This window comes from Streptomyces sp. NBC_00631 (assembly GCF_045206895.1).
Lineage (GTDB): Bacteria > Actinomycetota > Actinomycetes > Streptomycetales > Streptomycetaceae > Streptomyces.
In genome coordinates this window covers 7,071,490-7,089,259 of record NZ_CP107734.1, presented here as the reverse complement: position 1 = coordinate 7,089,259, position 17,770 = coordinate 7,071,490, and the positions used below count along the sequence as shown (strand labels likewise).

Genomic DNA, 17,770 nt, shown 5'->3' with positions numbered 1-17,770 from the left:
TCAGCCACGACGCTGCCGCACCCGGCGAAGTACCGGGGTGCGGCAGCGGCTTTGTTACTGGTCGTCGGCCGGGTCCAGCGGGTTGTTCGTGTCGCCGACTGTTGGCGTGTCCACCGGGGTCGACGGGGCGCTGGTGGTCGGGGCGGGGGACTTCGTGGGGGTCGAGCTCGGGGTCTGGGACGGGGTCTGGGACGGCGTCGCGGACTTCGTCGGGGTCGAGCTCGGAGTCTCGGACGGGGTCTCGGACGGGGTCGAGCTGGGAGTCGGCGTGCTCGTCGGCTGGACGGCCGCGCCCAGCTCGGTGTCCAGGTCGAACTTGGCCTTCTTCGTGACGCCGAAGGTGTACGCCGCCCAGATCTGCGCCGGGTAACCACCACCGTTGATACGGCCGGTACCGGGGATCAGGCCGGTGGCACCGGTGAGGGACACCTGGGCGTGGGACTTGGCGTCCTCACCGAACAGGCCGACCGAGGTCACCAGGTCGGGCGTGTACCCCGTGAACCAGGCCGACTTGTTGTTGTCGGACGTACCCGTCTTGCCCGCCACCTGCTGGCCCTTGCGCAACGGGTTCTGGGCCACCGACACCTTGGCCGTACCGTCGTCCACCACACCGGTCAGCACCGACGTCACCTGGTCGGCCGCCTCACGGCTGATCACCTGGTCGCCGATCGGGTCCGGCAGGTCGACCTTGCGGCCGGTCTTCTCCGCCGACGCGAGGAGCGTCGGGGTGACCTTCTGGCCGTGGTTGTCGAGGGTGGCGTACACCGAGGCCATCTCCAGCGGGCTCGCGCCCATGCTGCCCAGGGTCATCGCGGGCACCGCCTGCAGGCCCTCGGTGTCCAGACCGAGCTCGTCGGCGGTCTTCAGCACGTTCTTCATGCCGACGTCCACGCCCATCTGCGCGAACACCGAGTTGACGGACTTGTTCATCGCCGTCTGCACGGTGATGTTGCCGTAGTCCGCGTCGTCCTCGTTCGGCGGCGAGAAGGCGATGTCGCTGCCCTTCACCGCACGGCCGCTGGTGCCGTCGTAGATGGTGTTGGCATTGATGTCCTTGCCGTCCTGGGTCTTGGCGTCCTGGTCCAGCGCGGCGGCGAGGATGATCGGCTTGAAGGTGGACGCCGGCTGGTAGTCGGCGCGGGTGGCGTTGTCGGTGTAGTGCTTGTAGTAGTCCACACCGCCGTACAGGGCGAGGATCTTGCCGGTCTTGGGGTCGACGGAGACGGCGCCGGCCTGGACGTTCTTGTCGACCTTGCGCTTCTTGCCGTCCAGCTTGCTGGTGAGCTGGCTCTTGACGGCCGCCTCCAGCTTCGCCTGCTTCTTCGGGTCGATGTTCAGGGTGATCGTCCAGCCCTGGTCGACGACCTGGGCCTCGGCCTCGGACCGGGTGATGCCCTGTGACTTCATCAGCTGGTTCTCCAGCTGGGTGTTGGCCAGTTCGACCAGGTAGCCCTTCTGGCCCTCCAGACCGGACGCGGCCTTGGGCGCCTTGGGCACCGGGAACGTCAGGGAGTCACGCTTGGACTTGTCCAGCCAGCCCTGCTTGACCATGTTGTCCAGGACGTAGTTCCAGCGTTCCTTCACCAGCTTCTTGCCGATGGGCCCCGCCACCGCCCAGTCGTACTGGCTGGGCGCCTGGAGCAGCGCGGCCAGATAGGCGCCCTGCTGGACGTTGAGCTTCTCGGCGTCGACGCGGTAGTAGGCCTGGGCGGCGGCCTGGATGCCGTACGCGCCGCGGCCGTAGTAGCTGGTGTTGATGTAGCCCGCGAGGATGTAGTCCTTGGACTTCTCGCGGTCCACCTTCAGGGAGATGACCAGTTCCTTCAGCTTGCGGGTGACCGTCTGGTCCTGGTCGAGGTAGTAGTTCTTGACGTACTGCTGGGTGATCGTCGAACCGCCCTGGGTGCCGCGGCCCCGCGCCGTGTTGTAGAGGCCGCGGGCCATGCCCTTGAGGTCGATGCCGTTGTCGTTGTAGAAGGTCTTGTTCTCCGCCGCGACGAAGGTGTGCTGGACTTCCTTCGGGACCTTGGAGAGGTCGACGATCTCGCGGTTGACGGTGCCCTTGCGGGCCAGGAGCGAGCCGTCGCTGTACTCGTAGACGTTGCTCTGCGTCTGCGCCAGCGCGTTGCCCTCGGGGACGCTCACCATCATGTACAGCGCGATGAAGGCGCCGATGCCCAGCAGGCAGAAGGTGAAGAAGGCGCCGAGCATCTTCTTCCAGGTGAACAGCCTGCGTATCCGGCCCTTGGCGGGCTTGCCCGGCGCACCCGGATTTCCGGGCGGACCGGGCTTGCCCGGCTTCCGGGCGGCGGCCCGGCGGCGCTCCGCGCGGGTGGCACCCTCGGCGGCCGGACCGGCCGGTCCGGCCGGTGACTCGACCGTCGTCGTGGTGCCGCGCTCCGCCGTCGTCGGCGTCTCGGGCTCGGCCTGCTGGGACGTGCGGTTCCGGGGCGCGGCGCGGCGGCCGCCACGCTGTCGCGCTCTTCTCTCGTCCGCTCGTCCCATGAGTCCGTCTGCTCCGCTTCGTCTCGGCTGTCACACGTGTGTACGGGTGTCACACAGGTACGTGGCTCAGGTCAGTCCAGAAAGCTAACACCGCTCTCTATGACAAACGACGCACGATCTGCCCTTTTTCGGACGTGACAATCAGCACCCCCACCCGACGGAACCGACGAACGGAGGAGGCGGAGGGTTGCCCGGCGCCGCAAGTGATATCACTTTGATATAACAAACCCGGCCAGAACATGGACAATCGGCGCGGGCAGGTGCCGCCGCGGCCGGTGCTCACGCCAGCTCCTCCTTGAACCCCTGCCGCCACGAGGGGTACCGCGGCTCCCAGCCCAGCCCAGCTCGCGTCGATGTCGAACACGCCCCGCGCTTGCCGCTCCACCGCGAGGACGGTCGCGCCCGCCGCGTCGTCGAGGTGGATCCAGCTGCCGTGCCCCCTCGGCCGGGCCGGCCGGCGGGCGCTGGCGCCTGCGGATCAGTTCCACCTGGTCGTCGACGGCGCCGGGGCCGTAGCAGGCGCCGTAGCGCAGGGCCGCGCCGCCGGTCCGCAGGACCGCGTCCTCCAGGTGGCGCAGCGCCGGCATCCCGCCGTGCGCGGGCGTCCCCTCCATCAGGTCCAGCGGATCCTCCTCCGTCTTCACCCAGCCGCCCTCGCGGACACCGTTCCAGCTGGCGTGGCTCTGCGCGACGACGTGCCGTACGCCGGTCGCCCCGGCGGCGGCGAGCAGATGGTCCGTGCCCTCGGTGCGCAGCCGGCTGGTGAGAGCGAACCAGCGGCCGGGGGGCCTGATGTCGGGCTTGCCGGCGTGCGCCACGGAGATCTCGGTCAGCTGATGGACGATCACGTCCGGGCGGGCGGCAAACGACCGCCGCACCGACCGACAGCGCGTCCAGGCCGTCCATCACGACCTCGTCCGCGCCCAGTTCCCTCAGCAGCCCGAGCCTGGCCGCGCCGGTCGTGGTGACCGTCGCCCGATGCCCCCGCGCCACCAGCTGCGGTACCAGCCGCCGTCCCAGAACCCCGCTGCCCCCTGCCACGAACACCCGCACGGCCGTCCCCTTCCTGAGCCGGGAAACCCTTTCCGCAGCCGAGACCGGACGGACCCCCGCCGCTGTGACATCGCGCTGTCGCAGAACCGTGACATTCGGCCCCCACCTGCGCCTGCGCACAGCGGACGCACAGCGGGCCATGGGCTGCACACGGTGCGTATACACACTGCGTATACACCGTGTGTAGAGTGCTCGGCATGTCCATCGGTCACACCCTCCTGGGACTCCTGGAGTCCGGCCCGCGCCACGGTTACGACCTGAAGCGGGCCTTCGACGAGAAGTTCGGTCACGACCGGCCGCTGCACTACGGCCAGGTCTACTCGACGATGTCCCGGCTGCTGAAGAACGGGCTCGTGGAAGTCGACGGCATCGAGGCCGGCGGCGGACCCGAGCGGAAGCGGTACGCCATCACCGACGCCGGGGTCACCGACGTCGAGCAGTGGCTGGCGACGCCCGAGAAGCCGGCGGAGTACCTCCAGTCGACTCTGTACACCAAGGTCGTGCTCGCGCTGCTGACGCACCGGAACGCCGGCGACATCCTCGACAGCCAGCGCTCCGAGCACCTGCGCAGCATGCGCATCCTCACCGACCGCAAGCGCCACGGCGACCTCGCGGACCAGCTCATCTGCGACCACGCCCTCTTCCACCTGGAGGCGGACCTGCGCTGGCTGGAGCTGACCACGGCTCGGCTCGACAAGCTCCGTGCGGAGGTGGCCAAGTGAACGCCCCCGCCGGTTCGCTGCTCACGGCCGAGGGACTGCGCAAGGCGTACGGCCCGACCGTCGCGCTCGACGGCGCCGAGTTCTCCATACACCCGGGCGAGGTCGTCGCCGTGATGGGCCCGTCCGGGTCCGGCAAGTCGACGCTGCTGCACTGCCTCGCCGGGATCGTGCCGCCCGACGCCGGTTCGATCATGTACGCGGGCCGGGAGATGGCCACCATGAACGACGCCGAGCGCAGCGCGCTGCGGCGCAGCGAGTTCGGGTTCGTCTTCCAGTTCGGGCAGCTGGTGCCCGAGTTGACCTGCGTGGAGAACGTCGCGCTGCCGCTGCGGCTGAACGGCACCTCCCGCAAGGAGGCCGAGAGGACCGCACTGGGCTGGATGCAGCGCCTGGAGGTCGACGACCTCGCGAAGAAGCGTCCCGGCGAGGTCTCGGGCGGTCAGGGGCAGCGGGTCGCGGTGGCCCGCTCGCTGGTGACCGGGCCGCGGGTGCTGTTCGCGGACGAGCCGACCGGTGCGCTCGACTCGCTCAACGGCGAGCGGGTGATGGAGCTGCTGACGGACGCCGCCCGCTCCACCAACGCGGCCGTCGTCCTCGTCACCCACGAGGCCCGGGTGGCCGCCTACTCCGACCGCGAGATCGTCGTACGGGACGGGAAGTCCCGGGACATGGAGCGGGCGGTATGAACGTCAGAAGGGGGCACCGCCCGCGCGAGCGAAGCCGAGCGTGGGGGAGGTCGAGGGATCTGGCCATGGGGGTCCGGTTCGCCTTCGCGGGCGGGCGCGAGGGCTGGTTCCGGGCCGCGATGACCGCGGTCGGCGTGGGCCTGGGGGTGGCGCTGCTGCTGCTCACCACGGCCATCCCGAACGCGCTGGCCGTGCGCCACCAGCGCGACGTGGCACGGGCGGACTACACGTACGTCTTCGGCCACCCCATGAAGGCCGGCGAGAAGACGTTCGTCATCGCGGACATCGACACGCCCTACCGCGGCAACGACATACGCGGCCGGCTCATCCAGCGGGAGGGCGCGAAGGCGCCGGTGCCGCCCGGGCTCACCGCGTACCCGGCGCCCGGTGAGATGGCCGTCTCGCCCGCGCTGAAGCGGCTGCTCGGCTCCCCCGACGGTGCGCTGCTGCGCGCCCGGCTGCCGTACCGGGTCACCGCCACCATCGTGGAGAAGGGGCTGACCGGCTCCCAGGAACTCGCCTACTACGCGGGCTCCGACGACCTCGCCGGCCACATCGACCCGCCGAACGTCGCCCGGATCGACCATTTCGGCAGCCCCCGGTCGCCGGACGCGGAGAGCGACCCGGTCCTCACGCTGCTCGTCCTCGTGGTCTTCCTGATCCTGCTCATGCCGGTCGCCGTGTTCGTCGCGGCCGCCGTCCGCTTCGGCGGTGAGCGCCGCGACCGGCGGCTGGCCGCGCTGCGGCTGGTCGGCTCCGACGGCCGGATGGTACGGCGGATCGCGGCCGGCGAGGCGATGGCGGGCGCCCTGCTCGGCCTTGTCCTCGGCCTCGGCTTCTTCCTGGTCGGCCGTCAGCTCGCGGGCACCGCCGAGGTGTTCGGTATCAGTGTGTTCCCGAGCTATCTCAACCCCTCCCCCGTGCTGGCCCTGCTGGTGGCGGTCACCGTGCCGGCGGCGGCCGTGCTGGTGACCATGTTCACGCTGCGTGGGGTGGTCATCGAGCCGCTCGGCGTGGTGCGTACGGCGAAGCCCGCCCGCCGCCGGCTGTGGTGGCGGCTGCTGCTCCCGGTCGCCGGTCTGGCGGCGCTCTACCCGATGATCGGGCAGGGCCGCGGCGACGGCGACTTCAACCAGTACCTGGTGACCGGCGGCGTCCTGCTCCTCCTGGTCGGCGTCACGGCTCTGCTGCCGTGGGTCGTGGAGACGGTCGTCGGCCGGCTCGGCAGGGGGGCGGTGGCCTGGCAGCTGGCAGTCAGACGACTCCAGTTGAGCAGCGGTACGGCGGCCCGCATGGTCAACGGCATCGCGGTGGCGGTGTCCGGGGCGATCGCGCTCCAGATGGTCTTCGCCGGTGTCGAGGCCGACTACACCAAGCGGACCACCAACGACCTCGACCGCGCGCAGATGTCGGTCCAGGTGCCGAACGGCGTGTCGGTGCCCGAGGTGGCCCGGGCCATGACCGCCACCAAGGGCGTGCTGAAGGTGGTCTCGATCGCCGACGGCGAGGCCGGCGACCGGAGCAAGGATCCGAGCCGGACCGCTTCGGTGAGCGTCGGCGGTTGCGCCTCGCTGCGGGAGATCGCGACCCTCCCGTCCTGCCATGACGGCGACGCCTTCGTGCTGATGGGCTCCGACTCCGACTCCGAGACGACGAAACTGCTGACCGCCGGGGAGAAGCACAGCCGGACGCTCTACCTCGACCCCGCCTACAGCGGTGACGACGACGGCCCGGCGAGCCGCTGGACGGTACCGGCGGGGCTGAAGCAGGCCGAGACCCGCGAGGACCCCACCGGCTACAAGCGCGGCGGCTTCCTGCTCACCCCGGGCGCCCTGCCGAAGGGCGCCAGTACGGCGGTGCAGGGCGTGGTCTATCTGTCCATCGACTCCGGGGTGCGCGACGTCCACGAGTACGTGATCAACACGGCGGTCCGGATCAACCCGCTGATGCACGCGGAGACGCTGACCTCGATCGAACGGGACAGCCAGTTCGAGTCCATCCGCACCGGGCTGTTCGTCGGCGCGGCCGCCGTACTGGCGCTGATCGGGGCAAGTCTGCTGGTCGGCCAGCTGGAGCAGCTGCGCGAGCGCAAGAAGCTGCTGTCGGTCCTGGTCGCCTTCGGCACCCGGCGCCGCACGCTGAGCCTGTCGGTGCTGTGGCAGACGGCGATCCCGGTCGGACTCGGCCTGCTGCTGGCCGGGGTGGTGGGGCTGACGCTGGGCACGGTGCTGCTGAAGATGGTCGGCTCCACGGTGCGCGTGGACTGGGCGGGCGTGCTGGCGATGACCGGCTTCGGCGCGGCGGTCGTCCTCGCGGTGACCCTGCTCAGCCTGCCGCCCCTGCTGCGGCTTATGCGTCCGGACGGCCTGCGCACCGAATGACCGGACCGGGGTCAGGCCCCGGCGCCGAGGCCCCGGACGGGCAGCGGCCGCAGCGCCTCGCGCAGCGCGGCCGCCAGCTCCCGGTACTCGACGCCGCGCGCCGCCCCGGCGCGCATCGCGAGGGCGATCCGGCGGCTCGGGGCCGGCTCCGCGAAGGAGCCGGTGAGGAGCTGCTCGCTGCGTCCGGCCTCACGCCCGAGGCGTACCGGGCGGCCAAGTCCGCCGCCGCCGTCATGGCGATGAACAACGTCTTCCGCCGCACCCGCCATCTGCTCTCCGACCACGAGTACGGCACCCTGCGCGCGGGTCTGCGGATGAACGTCATCGCCAACCCCGGTGTCGACAAGGTCGACTTCGAGCTGTGGTCGTTCGCGGTGTCCGCGATCAACGGCTGCGGGATGTGCCTGGACTCCCACGAGCAGGTGCCGCGCAGGGCCGGGGTCGACCGCGAGGTGGTCCAGGAGGCGTTCAAGATCGCCTCGGTGGTCCAGGCCGTGGGCTCCGCCCTGGAGGCCGAGGCCGTACTGGCCGGGTTCGAGTAGGCGCTGTCGCTCTGTGGACCCCGCTCACCGCCGGTGGGCGGGGTCTTCCGCGTCTTCGGGGGCTGCGCCCCCGGACCCCCCTTCGGCCTGAACGGCCTCGTCCTCAAACGCCGGACGGGCTGAATTGGGTGGCTGAGCGCCGTCGTCGGGCGCCGGGTGGGCTGAATTGGGTGGCTGGTCGCCGTCGTCAGGCGCCGGACGGGCTGAATTGGATGGCCGGTCGCCGTCGTCAAGCGCCGGACGGGCTGAATTGCGTGGCCGGTCGCCGTCGTCAGGCGCCGGGTGGGGTGGCTGGTCGCCGTCGCCGGGGCCGGTGCCCTCGTAGCGTTCGTGCGAGTACTGGTGCAGATAGCTGACCACCGTGTTCGTCACCGCCACCAGCGGTACGGCCACCACCGCGCCGCCGATGCCCGCGACCATTCCGCCGGCCGCGACCGTGAGGACCACCGCGAGGGGGTGGACCCGGACCGCACGGCCGAGGATGAACGGCTGCAGGATGTGGCCCTCGATCTGCTGGACCGCGAGGACCACGGCCAGGGTCATCACCGCGGCGAAGACGCCCTGGGTGACCAGTGCCACGATCACCGCCAGCGCGCCGGAGGCGACGGCGCCGACGAGCGGGATGAACGAGAACAGGAAGATGAAGACGGCCAGCGGCACCGCCATCGGGACATCCAGGAAGTAGATGCCGATGCCGATGAAGATGGCGTCGATGAGGGCGACCAGCACCGTGCCCCGGACATAGGCGGTGAGTGTCCGCCAGGCCCGCGGGCCGGCCCCGGCCACCCCCTCGCGGGCGGCGGAGGGCACGAGCTTCAGGAACCACTGCCAGATGCGCGCGCCGTCGTACAGCAGGAAGAGCGTCGAGAAGAAGACCAGCAGGATGCCGGTCAGGGCCTCCACGATCACCTGGACGCCTTCCAGGCCGAACGAGGTGATCTGGTCGGTGTTGGCGCCGATCGCCTCGCGGAGGTTCTTGGCGATCTGGTTGATCTGTTTGTCGGTGACGTGGAAGGGGCTCTTCAGCAGCCAGTTGCGCAGGTCGTCGATGCCGTTCTGGACCTGGTCGGAGAGCGTGTCGATGTTCTCCATGACCTGCCACGTCACGAACCAGCCCATCAGGCCGATCACCACGAAGCCCAAGATGGCGGTGAGCGCGGTGGCCGGGCCGCGGGGCATGCCGTAGCGGCACAGCCGGGCGACCGTCGGCTGGAGCAGGGCGGTGATCAGCAGCGCGATGACGAAGGCGAACACGACGAGTTGTACGGCGCTGATGACCCGCATCAGGATCCAGACCGTGCCGGCCAGCACCAGCAGCCGCCAGCCGGCCTCGGCGGCGACCCGCACACCCCAGGGGATGGCCGTCACCGGGTCGGGACGCGGCGGCACCGGCTTCCGGACGGGCGCGGGAGCCTGCGGGGCCGGGGGCGGGGCGGGTGCCGGAACGGACCCGGCCGGAGCGGGCGGCTCCGGCTCGGCGTGCTCCCGCTCCACCTCGGACCGGCGCTCGTCCAACCGCTCGCCCATCTCGGTCAGTCCGGCACCGATGCGACCGAGCCACTCAGGCACGCGCGACATGATCCGCCCTCTCCCCACCGCTCCCCCCTGGAGTCGTCCGCAACGACCGTACAGGGCAACAGCCCCTCCCCCTAGGACGGGGAGGGGCTGTCGAAGGTTGAGAGGAGCCTCGCTGCAGCGAGCGCCCCTGAAGGGCGCGGGACCGTGTCGACTTGCGGATCCGCCGCGTGGGCGCGACAAGCCCCCGCCGGTCCGCGGACGCCTACGAACCGCAGCGCCGTTCGTCGGCCGAACCCCGGCGGAGCGCCTAGTACCAGTGGTTCGCCTGCCAGAACGACCAAGCCTCACAAGGGCTGCCGTACCGGGAGTTCATGTAGTTCAGGCCCCACTTGATCTGCGTGGCCGGGTTGGTCTGCCAGTCGGCGCCGACGGAGGACATCTTGGAGCCGGGCAGCGCCTGGAAGAGGCCGTACGCGCCGGAGGAGGCGTTGACCGCCTGGTAGTTCCAGCTGGACTCGTGGTCCACGATGTTGCTGAAGCACTGGAACTGGCCGCTGGCCACCATCTGCTGCGCCATCGCCTGGATCTGCGCCACGGTGTACGAGCTCTGGACCGGGAAGCTGGACGCGGAGGAACGGCTGGCCGCTTCCTTCGCCTCGGCGCGCTCCTTGGCCTCCTTCGCCGCCTTCTCCGCCTCGGCCTTCTTGGCCTCGGCGGTCTTGGCCGCGGCCACCCGGGCGGCCTGCTCGGCGTCCTTCTTGGCGGTCGCGTCCGCCTGGATCGCCACGGCGTCGGCCTGCTGCGTCAGGGACGCGGTCTGCACCTGGGCCTGCTGGCCCGCGGGCAGATCCGCGAGGAGCGTGGTGTCGGCTGCCGTAGCCTCAGCGTCGTTGTTCGGCTGGGCGACACTGCCCGAGGCGACGCCTACGACGCTTCCGACGGCGGTGACCGCGGTGGCCGAGGCCACTGCGAATCCCCGGACCGAGATCCGGCTCACACGGTTTCCTTCCAGCATCGCCCGCTTCGGTGACCCTGGCGGACGCAATCTTGCCCCTGAACACTGGTCTCCTCACTACTGGGTCACGGGAGACACGGGCCCGGTGGGCAACTCCCTGCTGGGAGCGCCGCGTGGTCCTCGGGCGGCATACGACGTCGCTATGGAATTAGCAGTGATGCTTATGTTGTTCCGTACCGCTGGGGGTACAGGTGTGTCGTATGCGGGGCCTGACAGGAGTGAGACTCTGCCGTAACCCGACGCCGGGTGGCAATTCAGAGTTGCGTGTGAAAGCTCACATCCGGTTTCTCCCCGGGGATTTCAGGAAACCGCCACGCACGAAGGCGCCGCCCGGCTAGGCTCGGGGCCTTTGCCGGACGGCGCCAACGGATGGGTAGTCAACCCAAGTTGGACACTCCGATCAGATGGTTCAGATGTGCCCGTCCTCCAGCATTTCGGTCACAAGGGCGGCGATCTGGGACCTCTCGGACCGGGTGAGGGTGACATGCGCGAAAAGCGGATGCCCCTTCAGCTTCTCCACGACAGCGACCACACCGTCGTACCGTCCCACTCGCAGATTGTCCCTTTGCGCCACATCGTGGGTCAGAACCACCCGTGAATTCGCCCCGATCCGGGACAGAACGGTCAGCAGGACGTTCCGTTCCAGCGACTGGGCCTCGTCCACGATCACGAACGCGTCGTGCAGGGAGCGGCCGCGGATGTGGGTGAGCGGCAGCACCTCCAGCATCCCGCGGGCGGTGACCTCCTCGATGACCTCGCGACTGGTGACCGCCGAGAGGGTGTCGAAGACCGCCTGCGCCCAGGGGCTCATCTTCTCCGCCTCGGAGCCCGGCAGATAGCCCAGTTCCTGCCCGCCGACCGCGTACAGCGGACGGAAGACCATCACCTTCTGGTGCTGCCGGCGCTCCAGGACCGCCTCCAGCCCCGCGCACAGCGCCAGCGCGCTCTTGCCGGTGCCGGCCCGGCCACCCATCGACACGATCCCGACGTCCGGGTCGAGCAGCAGGTCGAGCGCGATGCGCTGCTCGGCACTGCGGCCCTTGATGCCGAACGCCTCGCGGTCACCGCGCACCAGCCGGACGTTGCCCTCGGCCGTGACCCGGCCGAGCGCCTTGCCCCGCTCCGACTGGATGGTCAGGCCGGTGTGCACGGGAAGGTCGGCGACCTCGGGGACGTACGCGTGGCCTTCCTCGAAGAGGATGTCCACCTGCTCGCCGGACAGGTTCAGTTCGGACATTCCGGTCCAGCCGGAGGAGTCCGTGATGGCGAGTTCGGCGCGGTACTCCTCGGCGAGGAGGCCGACCGACGAGGCCTTGATCCTGAGCGGCAGGTCCTTCGAGACGACGGTGACGTCGTACCCCTCGGCCTGCAGGTTGCGGGCGACCGCGAGGATGCGGGAGTCGTTGTCCCCAAGGCGGTAGCCGGTGGGCAGCACGCTGGGGTCCGAGTGGTTGAGCTCGACACGGATGGTGCCGCCGAGTTCGCCGATCGGAATGGGGGCATCGAGGCGGCCGTGCCGGACCCGGTAGTCGTCGAGCAGGCGCAGCGCCTGCCGGGCGAAGTAACCGAGTTCGGGATGGTGCCGCTTGGCCTCCAGTTCCGTGACCACGACGATCGGAAGCACGACCTCGTGCTCCTCGAAGCGGGCCATGGCGTTCGGGTCGGCCAGCAGGACGCTGGTGTCGAGAACATAGGTGCGCCGGTCGGACTTGCGGCGCGTTGTGCTGGTCACCACGGAAGGACGTACCCCCTCGGATGAGGTCGGGGAGCGACGAAGGCGAGCTGGACCGGTTGACGGCCGCCTTGCACGGGCCGAAAACCGGCCCCCCGCGGCTTCTTCCGTGCCGTGACCGCACGGTCGGGCTGGTGCAAAGGGCCTCCCGGGCGGACGGCCCCGAGCCGCCCGCTGAGAACCGATGCCCGTGGTTCGGGCATCGACCTGCTTGGCTTATGCCCTCGAACATGCGCCGCCATGCAACGGTCTGCAACGACGCGCAGGTGAACTCCGCGTTACTCACGCCCCGAAATGGGTGATTTACGCCTCATGGGTGAGGTGGGGTTATCCAGCGTAACGAGGCGGTTATCCAGCGTGGCGACGGTGGCATGGGTCGTATGCCGTGTTGACGTCCGTCGTCACGAAGACGTCACCCCCCGTAGCGGCGGTGGCGGGCGGCGTAGTCACGCAGGGCGCGCAGGAAGTCGACCTTGCGGAACGCGGGCCAGAAGACCTCGCAGAAGTAGTACTCGGAGTGGGCGGTCTGCCAGAGCATGAATCCGGACAGCCGCTGCTCGCCGCTGGTGCGGATCACCAGGTCCGGGTCGGGCTGGGCGCCGGTGTAGAGGTGCCGGCCGATCATGTCGACGTCGACGGAGTCGGCGAGGTCCTCCATCGCGACGCCCTTGTCGTGGGCGTCCAGGATCATCGAGCGGACGGCGTCGGCGATCTCCTGGCGGCCGCCGTAGCCGATGGCGACGTTCACCAGTATTCCGTCGACGTGCGCGGTGGCCTCCTCGGCCTCCTTCAGCGCGGTCTGCATCGGGGAGGGCAGCAGGTCGGGGGTGCCGACGTGGTGGACGCGCCAGCGGCCGTCGGCGGCGAGGGTGCGCACCACGTCCTCGATGATGCCGAGGAGCGGGACGAGTTCCTCCGGCGGGCGGTTGAAGTTGTCCGTCGAGAGCAGCCAGAGGGTGACGACTTCGACGTCCGTCTCGGTGCACCAGCCGAGAAACTCCTCGATCTTCTCGGCACCGGCACGGTGGCCGTCGACGGGGGTGGAGCCGGCGGCCTTCGCCCAGCGGCGGCTCCCGTCCACGATGACACCGATGTGCTTGGGCACCTGGGCGTGGTCCAGGTGGCCTTCCACCCGGCGTGCGTAGAGCCTGACGAGCAGGCCGCGCAGCTTGTCGCGCAGGTTCACTTGAAGTCCGCCCCTCGTGATTCGGATGCGGGAGTCCGCGTGGAGTCCGCGTGCTTGGGGATGCGGGAGTCCGCGGGCCGAAGCCTACCCCGCTGGGAGTTGACGGAGGGTCGGCGGGGACCGCGCCCACGGGAGGGTGGCTTGGGCCGGCCGGCGGGTGCGGGCGGCCGGTGGCCCTCGGGGCGCCCGGAAAGCGGGTGAGGACTGCGGACAGAAAAACGGGCCGGTCCGTGGGGGGGAGACGGACCGGCCCGAGGGGGGGGTTCCACCATAACCCTTCGTAAGTGATGCTGCGCGCATCAGCACGCATCAACTACTCTCCGGAGTCGGCCGACGACGCCCCGGTGGGCCTGAAACGCTCGATCCAAGCGTCCCGGATGGCCGATTCACAGCGGAATCCCAGGGAAAGTGACCGCCCACGGGGAGATCAAGAGGGTTTGGGCCGTCCTGGGGACGCCTCGGCGAGTTGCGCGCCCGTCCCCCCGACGGGCTACCCCGGGCGCGAACGATGACTTGACGCGAACGGGAGGGGCGTTACGGCACCGCGCAGCCCCCTCCACTGCGCGGTACCGCCCGCGCAGCTTTGCTCACGCGAATTGCCTTGGTCTGAACTTACGTGAGCCAACCGGGTGATACGAAGCAAAAAAGGTAACGATGTGGGAACGCTGTGAAAATAAGAGATGAACAGTGAAGTTTTGCGTTCGCTTATGCGCAGATCCATCCCCTAAGACGGAAGTTGACCGTATTGATGCGAGGCGTCATGAGATGCCCCACCTTGATCATTTGACTGTCTCTCCGGCCCGGCGGGGGTCCGGAAGCCAGGACGGCAGTTCTTGGCCATTCTTCGCCGCCTGGCATTGCAAGGCGGGTGGATCAGGGCCGGCGCACCGGCTTGCGGGCCTCGAACAGGTGCCGGGAGCTGTGCGCGACGAACGGACCGTCCGTCTCGATCCGCCGGTGCAGGGCGCGGAGTTGGGGCTCGTACTCCTCGGCCGAGAAGCCGGGTACCAGCCACACGACCTTCCGCAGGAAGTGCACGACGGCCGCGATGTCGTGGAACTCCATCCGCAGCCGCTCCGCCCGCAGATCCACGATGTCCAGGCCGGCCGCCTGAGCCGCGGCACGCTCGCCGTCGGGGTGGCGGCCGCCGCGGACGGCCTCCGGCTGCGGGCCGAGGAAGAACTCGACGAGTTCGAAGACGCTGGCGGGCCCCACGTGCTGCGCGAAGTACGTGCCGCCGGGCCGCAGCACGCGCGCGATCTCGGCCCAGTGGGCCCGCACCGGGTGCCGGCTGAGTACCAGGTCGAAGGTCTCGTCGGCGAACGGCAGCGGGGCGTCCTCGGGTGCGGCCACGACCACGACACCGTGAGCACTGAGCAGGTCGCTCGCCTTCGTGACGTTCGGCGGCCAGCCCTCGGTGGCGGCGAGCAGCCGGGGCCGGTCCGGGGTCTCCGCCCGAAGGGCCTGGGACCGGCCCGAGGCCGCCGCACCGAGGGCGAAGTCGAGCACCTCGCCGCCGCCTGTCTGGATGTCGAGCGCAGCGGTGGCGCGGGCCAGGCGGCCGCCGGCCGCACGGGCGTACCCCCAGGAGGGACGGGCCTCGGTGGCCCGGCCCTCGAACCAGGAGAAGTCCCACCCCGCGGTCGGCACGGCGGCGCCCTCGGCGACGAGGTCCTCGAACGTGCGGTGCGTCTGCTCTGCCATGTCCCGCATGGTCGCAGCGGATTGTCAGTGCCCGCTGATATTTTCGGCCGCCATGACGACCGATGAGACGTACACCGCCGCCGAGAAGGAAACCCTGCACGCGAGCCTGGACCGGCACCGGGACGCGGTCCTGTGGAAGCTGCAGGGCCTGGACGACGAACGGCTGCGCCGCCCGATGACCCCGTCGGGGACGAACCTCCTGGGGCTGGTGAAGCATCTGGCGTCGGTGGAGTACGGCTGGTTCGTCTCGACCTTCGGCGGCGAGGTGGAGCCGCTGTGGTTCGACCCCTACACCGACGAGGACCTGACCGTCGGCCCCGGCGAGACGACCCGGCAGATCACCGACTTCTACGGCCGTGCGCGGGCCGCGGCCGACGCGGTGATCACCGGGCATCCACTGGACGCGCTGGGCCGCCCGGACTGGCGGGACCACCCGGTCTCGCTCCGCTGGGTCCTCGTCCACATGATCGAGGAGACGGCACGGCACGCCGGGCACATGGACATCGTGCGGGAGCTGATCGACGGGGCGACGGGGGACCATCCACGCGGCACGGAACCGGCGTGACGAGGCCTCAGGCCCGGGGCCGAGGTGGCGCAGGCGCCCCCTCGGCGTCATCGCCCAGGACGAGCAGCACATACCCCTCGTCCACGGGGTGCTCCGGGTCGTCGTACGGCACGAAGCCGCTCTTCTCCAGCAGGCGTACGGAGGCGGTGTTCTCGGCGAAGGGGTCGGCGAACAGCGGCCGTACGGTCTCCTCCTGGAGGAAGAGGGCGAGGGCGCGGCTGCCGACGCCTCTCCCCCAGTAGGCCCGCCCGAGCCAGTACCCGGTGAACCGGCGCTCGCCGTCCCACCAGGCGACGATGTTCCCCGCGACCTGACCGTCCACGTCGACGGTCCGCACCAGACCGCTCGGATCGCCGAGCACGCGCTCTCTCCAGTGCCGCAGGAAGGCCTCCCGCGGCCGGGGTGTGAACCTCGACCGCCGGACGGCTTCCGCGTCGTGCTCGTAGGCGAGGAAGAACTCCAGGTCGTCGTCCCGAACGGGCCGCAGCCGAACGTCATTGGTCGTCATACCGGCGAGTGTGGCACCCGCCACTGACAACGCCGGGCGGCCGACGCTCACCGACGGCCCTACGGCACCAGCGGCCGGACCTCCTCCGCCGTGAACCGTACGAAGCCCTCGGGGTCGGGTTCGTCCGCCGTCGGCTGGAGGATGACGGTGTCGGCGCCGGCCTCCACGAGCCGCCGCACGGCCTTGGCGACGGCGCCCGCGTCACCGGCGACACCGAGGTCGGGGACCGACTCAAGCCCCTCCGCGGCGAGTTCGGCACGGAGCCGGGCGGGGGCGTCGGGCCCGGTGGCGGTGAGCAGATAGACGACGACCTTGTGCGGCTCGCCCGCGTCGCGCCCCGCGGCCAGCCGCCCCTCCTCGATGAGCCGCAGGGCCCGGCGGACGCGGTCGGGTGAGGTGGCGGCGGTGAGCACGGTCCCGTCGGCGGCGGCGCCGGACAGACGGAGGGTGCGGGGGCCTTCGGCGCCGGCGAGAACCTCCGCCGGGCCGGCGGGCGGCCAGTCGAGCGCGACGTCGTCGAGCCGCACGTACCGCCCACCGACCGTGACCCGCTCCCCGCGCAACAGCGCGCGCAGCGCGTCGAGATGCTCGCGCAGCAGGGTCAACGGGGACTCGGCTCGGGCGCCTACCTGGCCCATCCAGTCCTGCACGCCGTGTCCGACGCCGACGATCGCGCGCCCCGGGAACATCCGGTGCAGCGCGGCGACCTCCATCGCGGTGACGGCGACGTTCCGCAACGGCACGGGCAACAGCCCGACCCCGACCCGCACCCGCTCCGACCAGGCGAGCGCGGCCGCGGCAGCGGAGATCCCACCCTCCCGAAAGCAGTCCTCCCACAACCACAACTCTTCAAGCCCCACCCCGTCAGCAACCCGAACAAGACCCCGCAACCGCTCGGGGGGAAGCTGGGGACGGAAAACGGCGCCGAGTGATGTCATGGGGGAGGTCTTACCCGGGGGCCGCGGCCGCGACAACTCCATTGGCCACCAGAACGTTCACCCGGTCGCCGAGTTCGCGTCCGGTAGCCGCACTCCGGCACAGCGAGCGCGTTCAAGAGCGGCCGGACTTGCGTCACGGGGGTCGGCGACGCCTCGTCTGTTCATCGGACGCTGCTGGACGACATGGAAGCGACGAGGACCGGGAGCAGCGATGACGGCGGCGAAGCGTGGGTCGCCAGCGAACCACACTTCCCTGATCTGCCTGGTCTTCTCGGTGGTGTAGCCCCGCCCGAGACGCCGCCTCCACCACATGGACCGAACGTGCACCTTCAGGATCATCGGCAGCTTCTCGTCCAGGCGCTCCGGGTTGGGGAAGCTCAGCCAGACATCCCCGGCGGTGGCTCCCGGGACCTTGCCGATCCCGTTTTCCGGTTCCTCGAACACCTGCCATGGGTACGCGCGCAGCAGACGCCGCGTGTGGAAGGCCCAGGAGATGTAGGACGGCTGGAGAAACGCCCGGTAGAACGAGTACAGCAAGGGAACGAAGAAGAGCCACAGCGTCCAGGTCAGCGACATGGTCACGTACCAGACCAGCAGCCCCAACCACGCGGCGAGCCACAGGATCTGCCCCAAGAGCGCGCAGGTGACCAGCTTTACCCAGGCGCGGCGGGTCGCTGGATCGTCCCAGGCCGTGGGGTGGTGCGTGGGGGGCATG

Annotated in this window: 14 protein-coding genes and 1 pseudogene; 5 read left to right on the top strand and 10 right to left on the bottom strand. The window is 70.2% G+C overall.

The window, feature by feature from the left end; translation table 11 throughout:
- Nucleotides 1–54: 54 nt before the first annotated feature.
- Together OHB00_RS32750 and OHB00_RS32745 are read right to left on the bottom strand one after the other, a co-directional pair.
- Entirely contained in the window at nucleotides 55–2,505 is a 2,451-nt protein-coding gene (locus OHB00_RS32750; protein ID WP_406440100.1) for a transglycosylase domain-containing protein, read from the bottom strand.
- Nucleotides 2,506–2,714: 209 nt separating this feature from the next.
- Nucleotides 2,715–3,383, bottom strand: coding sequence for a hypothetical protein (locus tag OHB00_RS32745; RefSeq protein ID WP_406440098.1), 669 nt, complete (start codon nucleotides 3,381–3,383; stop codon nucleotides 2,715–2,717).
- Nucleotides 3,384–3,755: 372 nt separating this feature from the next.
- Between OHB00_RS32745 and OHB00_RS32740 the strand changes: the two genes are divergently transcribed.
- The 4 genes from OHB00_RS32740 to OHB00_RS32725 all read left to right on the top strand — a co-directional run bounded on the left by OHB00_RS32740 (nucleotide 3,756) and on the right by OHB00_RS32725 (nucleotide 7,889).
- Nucleotides 3,756–4,280 carry a PadR family transcriptional regulator gene (locus OHB00_RS32740; protein ID WP_406440096.1) on the top strand — a complete coding sequence of 175 codons (525 nt, stop codon included), beginning with the start codon at nucleotides 3,756–3,758 and terminating at the stop codon, nucleotides 4,278–4,280.
- Complete coding sequence (locus tag OHB00_RS32735; RefSeq protein WP_406440094.1) at nucleotides 4,277–4,966, top strand: ABC transporter ATP-binding protein; 690 nt, start codon at nucleotides 4,277–4,279, stop codon at nucleotides 4,964–4,966. Before OHB00_RS32740 ends, OHB00_RS32735 begins: the two co-directional genes overlap by 4 nt.
- 65 nt (nucleotides 4,967–5,031) lie before the next feature.
- Complete coding sequence (locus tag OHB00_RS32730; protein WP_406440093.1) at nucleotides 5,032–7,347, top strand: ABC transporter permease; 2,316 nt, start codon at nucleotides 5,032–5,034, stop codon at nucleotides 7,345–7,347.
- Nucleotides 7,344–7,889: a carboxymuconolactone decarboxylase family protein gene (locus OHB00_RS32725; RefSeq protein WP_406440091.1), complete on the top strand. Its 546-nt coding sequence runs from the start codon at nucleotides 7,344–7,346 to the stop codon at nucleotides 7,887–7,889. Before OHB00_RS32730 ends, OHB00_RS32725 begins: the two co-directional genes overlap by 4 nt.
- 327 nt (nucleotides 7,890–8,216) lie before the next feature.
- On the opposite strand, the pseudogene OHB00_RS32720 reads toward OHB00_RS32725, so the two are convergent.
- The 5 genes and pseudogenes from OHB00_RS32720 to OHB00_RS32700 form a co-directional block, all read right to left on the bottom strand.
- A pseudogene (locus OHB00_RS32720) lies at nucleotides 8,217–9,467 on the bottom strand (AI-2E family transporter); the annotation flags it as partial.
- Nucleotides 9,468–9,714: 247 nt separating this feature from the next.
- Nucleotides 9,715–10,404: a transglycosylase SLT domain-containing protein gene (locus OHB00_RS32715; RefSeq protein WP_406440089.1), complete on the bottom strand. Its 690-nt coding sequence runs from the start codon at nucleotides 10,402–10,404 to the stop codon at nucleotides 9,715–9,717.
- A gap of 427 nt (nucleotides 10,405–10,831) precedes the next feature.
- Complete coding sequence (locus OHB00_RS32710) at nucleotides 10,832–12,157, bottom strand: PhoH family protein (RefSeq protein ID WP_406440087.1); 1,326 nt, start codon at nucleotides 12,155–12,157, stop codon at nucleotides 10,832–10,834.
- A gap of 409 nt (nucleotides 12,158–12,566) precedes the next feature.
- Nucleotides 12,567–13,340 carry an isoprenyl transferase gene (locus tag OHB00_RS32705; RefSeq protein WP_406440085.1) on the bottom strand — a complete coding sequence of 258 codons (774 nt, stop codon included), beginning with the start codon at nucleotides 13,338–13,340 and terminating at the stop codon, nucleotides 12,567–12,569.
- A gap of 873 nt (nucleotides 13,341–14,213) precedes the next feature.
- Complete coding sequence (locus tag OHB00_RS32700; protein WP_406440083.1) at nucleotides 14,214–15,044, bottom strand: methyltransferase domain-containing protein; 831 nt, start codon at nucleotides 15,042–15,044, stop codon at nucleotides 14,214–14,216.
- Between the two features lie 52 nt (nucleotides 15,045–15,096).
- Between OHB00_RS32700 and OHB00_RS32695 the strand changes: the two genes are divergently transcribed.
- On the top strand, nucleotides 15,097–15,609 hold the full coding sequence (locus OHB00_RS32695) for a DinB family protein (protein ID WP_406440081.1): 513 nt from the start codon (nucleotides 15,097–15,099) through the stop codon (nucleotides 15,607–15,609).
- Between the two features lie 7 nt (nucleotides 15,610–15,616).
- Here OHB00_RS32695 and OHB00_RS32690 read toward each other — a convergent pair whose 3' ends face one another.
- The 3 genes from OHB00_RS32690 to OHB00_RS32680 are packed head-to-tail and all read right to left on the bottom strand — an operon-like array spanning nucleotide 15,617 to nucleotide 17,769.
- Complete coding sequence (locus OHB00_RS32690) at nucleotides 15,617–16,117, bottom strand: GNAT family N-acetyltransferase (protein ID WP_406440079.1); 501 nt, start codon at nucleotides 16,115–16,117, stop codon at nucleotides 15,617–15,619.
- 59 nt (nucleotides 16,118–16,176) lie between these two features.
- Complete coding sequence (locus tag OHB00_RS32685) at nucleotides 16,177–17,055, bottom strand: LLM class flavin-dependent oxidoreductase (RefSeq protein ID WP_406440077.1); 879 nt, start codon at nucleotides 17,053–17,055, stop codon at nucleotides 16,177–16,179.
- A 57-nt stretch (nucleotides 17,056–17,112) separates the two neighbouring features.
- The gene (locus tag OHB00_RS32680) at nucleotides 17,113–17,769 is read right to left on the bottom strand and encodes a hypothetical protein (RefSeq protein ID WP_406440075.1); all 657 of its coding nucleotides are present in this window, start codon (nucleotides 17,767–17,769) and stop codon (nucleotides 17,113–17,115) included.
- Nucleotide 17,770 lies beyond the last annotated feature (1 nt).

Excerpts from the sequence above, each read along its gene's own strand:
- OHB00_RS32695 (WP_406440081.1), top strand. The coding sequence starts at position 15,097 with ATGACGACCGATGAGACGTACACCGCCGCCGAGAAGGAAACCCTGCAC.
- OHB00_RS32740 (WP_406440096.1), top strand. The coding sequence starts at position 3,756 with ATGTCCATCGGTCACACCCTCCTGGGACTCCTGGAGTCCGGCCCGCGC.
- OHB00_RS32725 (WP_406440091.1), top strand. The coding sequence starts at position 7,344 with ATGACCGGACCGGGGTCAGGCCCCGGCGCCGAGGCCCCGGACGGGCAG.
- OHB00_RS32730 (WP_406440093.1), top strand. The coding sequence starts at position 5,032 with ATGGGGGTCCGGTTCGCCTTCGCGGGCGGGCGCGAGGGCTGGTTCCGG.
- OHB00_RS32700 (WP_406440083.1), bottom strand. The coding sequence starts at position 15,044 with ATGGCAGAGCAGACGCACCGCACGTTCGAGGACCTCGTCGCCGAGGGC.
- OHB00_RS32750 (WP_406440100.1), bottom strand. The coding sequence starts at position 2,505 with ATGGGACGAGCGGACGAGAGAAGAGCGCGACAGCGTGGCGGCCGCCGC.
- OHB00_RS32680 (WP_406440075.1), bottom strand. The coding sequence starts at position 17,769 with ATGCCCCCCACGCACCACCCCACGGCCTGGGACGATCCAGCGACCCGC.
- OHB00_RS32690 (WP_406440079.1), bottom strand. The coding sequence starts at position 16,117 with ATGACGACCAATGACGTTCGGCTGCGGCCCGTTCGGGACGACGACCTG.
- OHB00_RS32685 (WP_406440077.1), bottom strand. The coding sequence starts at position 17,055 with ATGACATCACTCGGCGCCGTTTTCCGTCCCCAGCTTCCCCCCGAGCGG.